This is a genomic window from Rhodococcus sp. MALMAid1271, from assembly GCF_049195265.1.
In the GTDB taxonomy this organism is placed as follows: Bacteria; Actinomycetota; Actinomycetes; order Mycobacteriales; family Mycobacteriaceae; genus Rhodococcoides.
The window spans coordinates 124,699-132,932 of the sequence record NZ_JBMIRQ010000078.1 but is presented as its reverse complement, the minus strand read 5'-3'; the positions used below and the strand labels follow the sequence as shown (position 1 = coordinate 132,932).

Annotated in this window: 9 protein-coding genes; all 9 read right to left on the bottom strand. The window is 67.0% G+C overall.

Annotated features, from left to right (window positions below; translation table 11 throughout):
* Window positions 1-45: 45 nt before the first annotated feature.
* Window positions 46-1,290: an MFS transporter gene (locus ACOQFP_RS11030; protein ID WP_421584346.1), complete on the bottom strand. Its 1,245-nt coding sequence runs from the start codon at window positions 1,288-1,290 to the stop codon at window positions 46-48.
* The gene (locus ACOQFP_RS11025; RefSeq protein WP_421584345.1) at window positions 1,287-1,943 is read right to left on the bottom strand and encodes a GntR family transcriptional regulator; all 657 of its coding nucleotides are present in this window, start codon (window positions 1,941-1,943) and stop codon (window positions 1,287-1,289) included. The genes ACOQFP_RS11030 and ACOQFP_RS11025 overlap by 4 nt, the downstream gene beginning before the upstream one ends.
* A 130-nt stretch (window positions 1,944-2,073) precedes the next feature.
* Window positions 2,074-2,271, bottom strand: a complete 198-nt coding sequence (locus ACOQFP_RS11020) for a hypothetical protein (protein ID WP_206490764.1) — start codon at window positions 2,269-2,271, stop codon at window positions 2,074-2,076.
* A 112-nt stretch (window positions 2,272-2,383) separates the two neighbouring features.
* Window positions 2,384-2,794 (bottom strand): DUF2752 domain-containing protein, encoded by a 411-nt coding sequence (locus ACOQFP_RS11015; protein WP_421584344.1) that lies wholly within the window; start codon window positions 2,792-2,794, stop codon window positions 2,384-2,386.
* 13 nt (window positions 2,795-2,807) lie between these two features.
* Complete coding sequence (locus tag ACOQFP_RS11010) at window positions 2,808-3,149, bottom strand: cupredoxin domain-containing protein (protein WP_421584343.1); 342 nt, start codon at window positions 3,147-3,149, stop codon at window positions 2,808-2,810.
* A 23-nt stretch (window positions 3,150-3,172) separates the two neighbouring features.
* The gene (locus ACOQFP_RS11005) at window positions 3,173-4,147 is read right to left on the bottom strand and encodes a HEAT repeat domain-containing protein (protein ID WP_421584342.1); all 975 of its coding nucleotides are present in this window, start codon (window positions 4,145-4,147) and stop codon (window positions 3,173-3,175) included.
* A 9-nt stretch (window positions 4,148-4,156) separates the two neighbouring features.
* Entirely contained in the window at window positions 4,157-4,789 is a 633-nt protein-coding gene (locus ACOQFP_RS11000; RefSeq protein WP_421584341.1) for a HEAT repeat domain-containing protein, read from the bottom strand.
* 34 nt (window positions 4,790-4,823) lie between these two features.
* Complete coding sequence (locus ACOQFP_RS10995; protein ID WP_421584340.1) at window positions 4,824-6,881, bottom strand: FUSC family protein; 2,058 nt, start codon at window positions 6,879-6,881, stop codon at window positions 4,824-4,826.
* Window positions 6,882-6,895: 14 nt separating this feature from the next.
* Entirely contained in the window at window positions 6,896-8,197 is a 1,302-nt protein-coding gene (locus tag ACOQFP_RS10990) for a GAF domain-containing protein (protein WP_206490770.1), read from the bottom strand.
* Between the last annotated feature and the right edge of the window lie 37 nt (window positions 8,198-8,234).

The following is an 8,234-nucleotide window of genomic DNA, read 5'->3' as shown; positions in this document are numbered from 1 at the left end:
GCGCCCCTTCCGCGTCCCCGGGGGTGCGCAAAGCCCCCACGACCCCTAGGGCAGGTGAGCCGACGTTCGCGACCGAACCACGAGCCCACACACTGCCGCCGACAGCGCACCGACACCGAAGATGATCGGGTAGGTGACCACGCCGGGCCACGTCTCGGTCAACGCCGACAGCACCGCGGGGACCGCGAAGCCGAGATAGGTCAGCGAATAGAACACCGCGGTCAGACCCGCGAGATCGTCGGGGCCCGCGATCCGTTGCACCTCTTGCAGACCGGAGACCAGCGCCATGCCGTAACCACACCCGAGCACGGCCGCCGCGATGAGGGCAGCAGCAATGGTCAACACCGACGCCGCCCATGCCGCCACTGCCATGCCGACCACCAACAGCGACAGCGCAACCAGCGCTCCACGCGCACTGGCGGGCGTGTCGATTCGACGCCCCACAGCCTGGATCGCGAAGCCGGACCCGAGCGCGATCACCGCCATGGCAGCAGAAAGCGCCACGGGATAGCCGCCGCCCGACTCATCGGCGAGAGCATCGGCCATCAGAGACGGCAGCACCGCATAGGCGACGCTGGCGGCACCGAAGACCCATGGTGCCAGGGGCAGCACGACGAACAGAAAGCGTCGATGCGACGCGGACGGAATCTTCAGGTCCTCGAGCAGACGTGTGTTCGACGCTGCCGCAGTGCGTGTTTCAGGCACCGACAGCATCCCGATACCGGCCACGATGCAGATGACGACGTGCACGCCGTAGGCGAGGTGCGTCGGCCAGGGTGCCCATTGCGCCAGAACGCCTGCGACTCCGGCCCCGAGGGCAAATCCCGCGGTGAGCGACATCGCAGCCCGGCGAGCTCCTGGCCCCGCGGCCGCGCTGGCGTCGCGGCGCGAGAGTTCCTTGACCCAGCTGCCGCCGACGGCCATACCGATTCCCAGTGCGATCCCGCTGAGCACGCGGCCACCGAAGAGCAGGTAGGCGTTATCGGGTCCGAGGGCGATCAGGATCGATCCGGCCGCAGCAATTGCGGGGGCGGGCAACATGATCGGGCGTCGCCCGAACCGATCGGAAAGCGGCCCGCAGATCAACATCGCCGGAATGATGCCCAGTACGTACGCGAACAGGAAGGTATCGACCACCACAGCCGAGAACCCGTGATCGAGCCGGTACATCACCAGCAGTGGTGTGAATTCGTTGCCGCCCCACGCCACGGCGAACATGCCCGACGCCACCAGCAGCCAACCTCGTGCAGTCGTCTCGATCTCGCGGCGGTCCGTGATCGTCTCGCTCATCGTGTTTCCCCTCTGCCCGAACGCAGGCCGTGCACCCCGAGCATGTGCGTTTCGACGGCTCGCTCGAATCCGTCCGCGTCGCCCGCCTCGATCAGCTCGACGAGTCGGCGATGGTCGTCGACGATGCGGGAGATCTGCCCCGGATCACGCGTCACCGAGGCTGCGGTCATCCGACGCTGTCGCTCGCGAAGTCCGTCGTAGAACGCGTCGAGCAGTGGGTTACCGCCGGCGCGCACGACGGTGCGATGGAAGTCGGCGTCGACGTCGCTGAACTGCGCGGCGGTGCCGTCGACGGCCAGCTGTTGCTGCAACTGTAGGTTCTCCCGTAGGGCGGCCACCACGGATTCGCGGGCTCTCGCGTCCTCGATGAAGGCGCGAACACTGCCTGCCTCCACGAGGCGACGCGCGTCGACGACGTTCTCGGCCTCACCGACCGCGATCGGCACGACCAGCGCCCCGCGCTTGGGATACAAACGCATCCAGCCTTCGACCTGCAGACGCAGAAACGCCTCCCGTACGGGGGTGCGACTGATCTCCAGGCGGGACGCGATGTCGCCCTCACTGACGAGCTCACCGCCGGGAAGTTCTCCCGAGACGATGAGCTCCTTGACCGTCACGTACGCCGTATCGGCGGCAGATCGAAGCTCAGACACAACATAGATACTAGATGCACCTCAATCGACCCTGCGCGGTCAGGGCGCCTCCGAAGTCCACTCGATGTGACATCGACCCCCGAAAAGTCCACCGAATGTCACATCGACTACCGCCGGGGCTCGAGCACCCTCAAGGCACCCAGTGCCGCGCCGCGATGTCATCGATCACCGGGTCGCCGTCCTGCGCGGCGTCGAGTGCGTCGAGGTCCTCGCGCAATGCGTTCAGCCGGGGGTCGTCTCCCTCGGCCTGTTCGGCGGCGGTGCCACCGTCGTCGGCGAGTTGGGCGAGCAGTTTCGCCCGCACTCGATCCCTCAGCGAGTCGCTCATTCGTCGTCCCCTTTCCTGAATACGCGGCGGGCCGTCGGGATGAGCGCGATGAGTACGCCCACCAGCACGATGATCGAGAATATTTCCAGTAACACTGCGACTCCTATCGATGTCAGGTCGGGGCGATCGCGGTGCCCCACGGGGTGTTGCGCACCACGGTGAACACGATCAAGGTTGCGATCAGAGCGATCCTCGCCGGTCGGTCGATGCGCGGCAGAGCCAGCGTGCGCCCGGTCCAGCGCGCTCGAAGCCACAGTGTCCACACCATCACCGCACCGACGGCGAGCACTACCGCAACGACATTGCTCGACGCGGCGGCCGCGAGGTCTCCACGGGTCAGATCGCCGATGGCTCGGGTGGCTCCGCATCCTGGGCACCACAGTCCGGTGAGGGCATGGAACGGGCACGGAAGATACGTCGAGGTTCGAGGGTCGCGAACACGAAGCAGCACTGCGCCACCGATCGCGGCCGCAGCAATACCGACAGGTGCGGCGATGCTGCGTCGCCGGGTCGGTGCCGTCATGGCTACCAGTCCATCACGGTTCGACGATGATCGTCGCGGTCATGTCCGGATGCGGGGTGCAGTGGTAGCCGAAGGTGCCTGCGGTGTCGAAGGTGTGGGTGAACTGACCGGTGGCCATCAGTTCGCTGCGAAACGAGTTGTCGTCGGCGACGACGTTGTGGGCCATCCCTCGGTCCGCGAACACCCAGGTGACGGTGTCCCCCACGGAGACCGTCAGAGTTCTGGGCGAGTACATCCGGTCGGCGACGGTGACCTGGTTGGCGACGACGGGTTCGGCGGGTGCGGCCGGGGTGGTTGCGGTGGAGCAGGCAGTCAACGTGATCAGCAGTGCCGCGAACAATCCGAATGCCTTCATACCCTCGACGGTACCGAAAGGGCTCACTGCCTTCGGCCGAGGATGTACTGCGCGGTCAGGGCGACCGATCGGTCCGAGTCCTTCGACAATTCCTGCAGCGCCCGCGCTGCTGCCGAATCCGGAATACTCGCCAGGGCTTGCGCCACGCGCAGTCTCACGGCCGAGTCGTCCGGCCCGTCCATCAGAGCGGCAACTGTCGCAACGTCGGATCCCAGCTCACCGAGCGCGTCCGCGGCGTCCACATCGTTCGTGCCCTCGTGCACCATCGCGATCAGTGTCGGGATGGCGTCGGCGATCCCCCTGGCCGCGAGTTCGAGCGCGGCGACTCGGCTGAGCTGCATGTCGTCGTGGACCAGAGCCTCTCGCAGCACGTCGGTGGCATCGGGGTGAGCGATCTCGACGACAGTATCGACGGCGCGGCGTCGCACTTCGGGGTCCGGTGAGTGCAGGCCCTGCCGCAGCGGCGCGATCGCGTCGCCGCCCGACTGCGCGAGGGCCCACCGAAGTGCGCCTGCCACGTTGGTTGCGGATTCGCGCAGTACCGCCTCGGCCAGGGCCTGCGCCGGTATGGGGCGATCACCGACCGACGCCAGCGCTGCCGACTGCCGTTTTCCCGCGCTCACCGAGTGCAGGTCGCTCAGCATCGCGACGGCGTCGAGTACGTCCTCCCAATCCTCGGGTCGGGAACCTGCGATGCGACGCAGCCGGGTGAGCAATTCGGTGTCTCGCGCAATGCGGTCTTCGGTTCGGGCGGCGAGTTCGTCGACGAGTTCCGACGCGGCGAAACTCGGGTCGTCGAGTGCGCGGCCGACGTCGTGCAGAGACAAGCCGAGCGATTTCAGCGATTCGACGTGGAACAGGCGTCGAACATCGTCGGGAGAGTATTCGCGGTAGCCGGTGCCGCTGCGCGAGGTCGGTTGCACCAGGCCGAGCCGGTCGTAGTGCCGAAGCATGCGTGCACTGACCCCGGATCGCCGCGCCACCTCACCGATCAACATTCGACCATTTCACCTGCTCGTGCTCTCGACGCCAAGCGCGTCGACGCGTTTGGCCTCGTACAGTGCAGTCTCGAAGCCTGCGTCGGGATCGTGCAACAGCGTTTCGGTGGCCTGTGCGTGCGCACGAACGCGATCTTCCGGGCTCGACGCGGCCGCTCGGACGGTCGGCTCGATCACCGATCCGAGGGCGACCAGCGCTCGGCTCAGGCTGCGCTGAAGGTCCTGTTCGCCCCGTCCGAGCTGGGTGGCGAGCATCGCGGCCAACCGAGGTTCGCATCCGGTCGGAACCAGGACAACCGCGGCCCGCCACGCGCTTCGGGCCACCTCGTCGTCGGGGTCGGCAACCAGCGAGGCGGTGATGACCGGCCATGCCGCCCGGTCCTTGATCTTGGACAGCGTGTGCAGCGCCTGGCTGCGAGCCTGTGCCCCGCCGAAGCGCACCTCCTCGATCAGACGAGGAACGGTCGAGGACGCAGGAAGCCTGATCAACGCCCACGTCAGCATCTCCCGCACCTGAAAGTCCGGTTCCACGGCGCACCGCTGCAGCAACGCGTCGAGGTCTCGCGGGTCCGATGTCGTGCCGATGTCGAGCGCGGCCCGAAGCCGCACAGAGGGCACCTGGTGCCGAAGTAGTTCGCTCATGGACCCGAGCCAAGACCTTGCCACCGTGTGAAGGTCAAGTACGACTCAACACGTCGGCCAGTGTTCGGTTCATCGTGTTCAGCGCACGCACCGCACCCCGCAGCGGGCCCGGCGTCTCGGTGGAGGTCAGGAGCACATCCAATACCGTTGTCTCGGTGACCTTCTCCGGCCGGGTCACCTGCTCACCGGCCACGGCCGCCTCGACCTGGCGAACGGTCTCGTGTACCAGCGCACCCGCGTCACGCAGAGCCGAGGCCGTCTCGGCGGAGGGTGCGGTCTCCGTGTCGGCTCGGGAGGACAGCACTCCGGCGCGGGCGAGCGCGTGCGCGGATCGGCCACTGACGGTCAATACTCGCAACAGTCGCTTCGCGCCCCTCCTGCCCCGAGTGGTGGGTCCGAGAACGAGTGGCTTCCCCGCGGCGACCACCTCCTTCAACGCATTGTCGAGTGCACGGGTGGAGGCCACCAGGTCGGTCCGACTTCCCGGGGAGATGACCGCATCGATGCTGGCTTCGATCAACGAGTTCAGTTGTTCGAGATACGTATCGACTTTGTCCACCAGAGTTTTTCGAGTGCTTGTCGAGAAGATGAAGTAGGCCGAGGCGATGCCGACCACTCCGCCTACGATGGTCTCGGTGATGCGAAGTTCGAGCACCGCGATGCTGAACGTGCCCAGCAGACCGTAGAGCATCGCGAGCAGAATGGTCACGAAGAACGACAGCAGAGCGTAGGCCACCGTCACCAGGTAGAACGCGAAGAAGACGCAGACGACGATCAGCACCAGCTGCAGGGGTTGATTTCTGCCGACCAACGCGGCGATCACCACGCCTGCGAGGACACCCGCGATGGTGCCGAGGATGCGTTGGCCTGCGCGCGTGAGGATTTCACCCCGGGTCGACGCGCCGGTGAACACCAGGAACGCCGTCAACACGGCCCAGTACCAGCGGTCGGGTGAGACCAGTTCGCCGAGCACCGTCGCCGCGCTGGTGGCGACGGCGACCTGGACGGCCGCCTTGGTACTGGGGTTCAGGCCGCTCTGCTCGTCCTGTGGCTCAGGTTCGGGCACGTCTGCTCGGGGGCCTGCGGCAACGGCGACCGCGTTGGTGGTGATGTGATGAATGGCGATGTGGGCCTGCACGGCTCGCTGCGCGGAGACCGTTGCGATCCCTGCCGGGGTGGACGGGTCGGCCCGCTCGGCAGCGGTCGCCGCCAACCGCCGAGCGGCCCGCAGCTGTTCCGAGGACGGGGTGTTCTGCAGGACCGAACCGAGGGCTGTGGTCGCCTGCCCCAATCCGGTCGGCCATGCCTTGGCCGGATCTAGTGCCCACAGCGAACTCACCAACTGTTCGGTCGCGATCTGGGCGTCGAACACGCGAAGCGAGAGATCGGTGCTGGTGACGCTCAGCAGCCGGCCCGCATCGTGCCGATCGAGCCAGTCGTCGATCATCAGCGCGGTGTTGCCGAGGCGGTCGAGTCTGCGTCGCAGCAGGTTCAGATCGCGATCGTCCCCTGCCGACGCGGCCCCGAGTACCGACACCGACACCGCCCGCAGGGCGAACAGCAGCCGACGAACTTCCACGGTCGGCCGATCAGGAAAGAGGACTGCACGCACGAACAGGGCGATCGACAGCCCGCCGAGAATCGCGGCGACGAGGATCGGCAGCTGCCCCGGTGTCGCACGGAGGAACAGCGCGAAGAAATAGGAGATGAACGCGACCATTCCCAGCGCGGTACCGCGGGGACCGAATCTGCGCACCCATACCGCCGCGAACAGCACCGCGATGAATCCCACGTCGGCCACCTTGCCGAGGGTGGAGAGCAACGCCGCCAACGTCACTGCCGCCGAGGCAGGCAGCGCCATCAACACCGTGGTGATCAATCTGGCGCGCTGGTCCCTGTCCTTCACCGCCGCAGAGGCCTGCATCGCAACGACCGTGCCGAGCATCGCGACCGTCACCGGCTGCCCGATGGCTTGCGTGGTCAGCAGCAGTACCACCATTGCCAGCAGCACGGTCGACGTCGTCGCCGACGCACTTCGAAGCCGAACCTGCCCCGGGTCCGAGGCGTCGAGGAATCGGGCGAGGCGGTTCATTCCCCGATTCTGCGCTACGCGAGCGCACCTCGTGCTGCGCGGATTGCCGGTGCCGACGAATGCGGCAGCAACCGGTTCGAGTCCGAGGGCGTCAGTAGCTCGACCGTCGCCGACTCGTCCAGTCGGTACGGCTGGGTGGAGATGATGCCCGCGAGGTGTTTACGCAGCCGCGACATCTCGGCCCGCACCGTGATGGCGCGTCCGTCGTCGCCGAACAGATCGGCAGCCATCTGCGCGGCGGTACTGCCCTGACGCCGGGTGGCGAGCAGGTACATGATCTCGGCGTGCCGTGGCGTCGGCTCGTGGGTCCACTCCCCCACCTCGCTGCGCACTTCGATGCGCGGCTTCTGCGAGTTTCTCAGGTCGATGCGAATTCTGGTCGAACCCACGTCTGCGACGTCCGAATCCGGCGGGCCGGTGGGGCGGACGAGCCATCCACCGGGCAGCGGTTCGAAATCGCACACCCCGAGGGTGGGCAACCAGAAGCGCCCTCTCGCAAGGTCCTCGGGCAACAGGATGCGATTGCGCAGGGCCACGGACTCGACGGCCGCGACCCAGCCGTTGGCATCGACCGCCAGTGCCGGAGTCTGCAGCCGCGCGAGCATCGGTGCGGCCACCGAACGCAGCCGGTCCAGGGTGCTTCGATGGAGTTCGCGCAGCTGGGATTCGGCCAACCGGGCGACGGCGTCGACCAGGGCGATGGTGGTGGGGTGCACCGTTTTGGCCGGTCCGCTGACGTCGATGGCCCCGAGTACCTGGCCGGTTCGTGGGTCACGAATCGGTGCCCCGGCGCAGGTCCACGCATGATGGCTACGTACGTAGTGCTCGGCCGAGAAGATCTGCACCGCCCGCCGCGAGACCAGCGCTGTGCCGATGGCGTTGGTGCCCACCGAGTCCTCGGCCCAGTTCGCGCCTTCCACGAAGCCGAGGCCGTCGGCCCGGTCGAGTACGGCGGTCGATCCGCTGCGCCACAGCACCCGACCGTGTCGATCGGCGACGACGAGAATGTTGTCGCCGTCCTGCACCACCGATTCCAATCCGCGGGCCAGATCGTCCAGGATGTCGAACAGTCCCGATTCTCGGCGGCTGAGCTCGAGGTCGCAGGCGTCCATCTGTTTCTCGGCCGGATTGCCGAGCTCGGGGTCGATGCCCAATGTCTGCAGCCGCCGCCACGAGTCACCGATGACCTCGCGGGGACGTGCCGGGGACTTGCCGCCGTTCATGGTCGCGTCGTACACGGCCGTGAGAATCTGCGCGTAGCGGCGCGGGTCTTCACCGGCCGCCAGCGCAGGTTCGGGGCCTGTCGACTGCGTCATCACATTCAATTGTGCTCCAACTCACACAGTGATACGA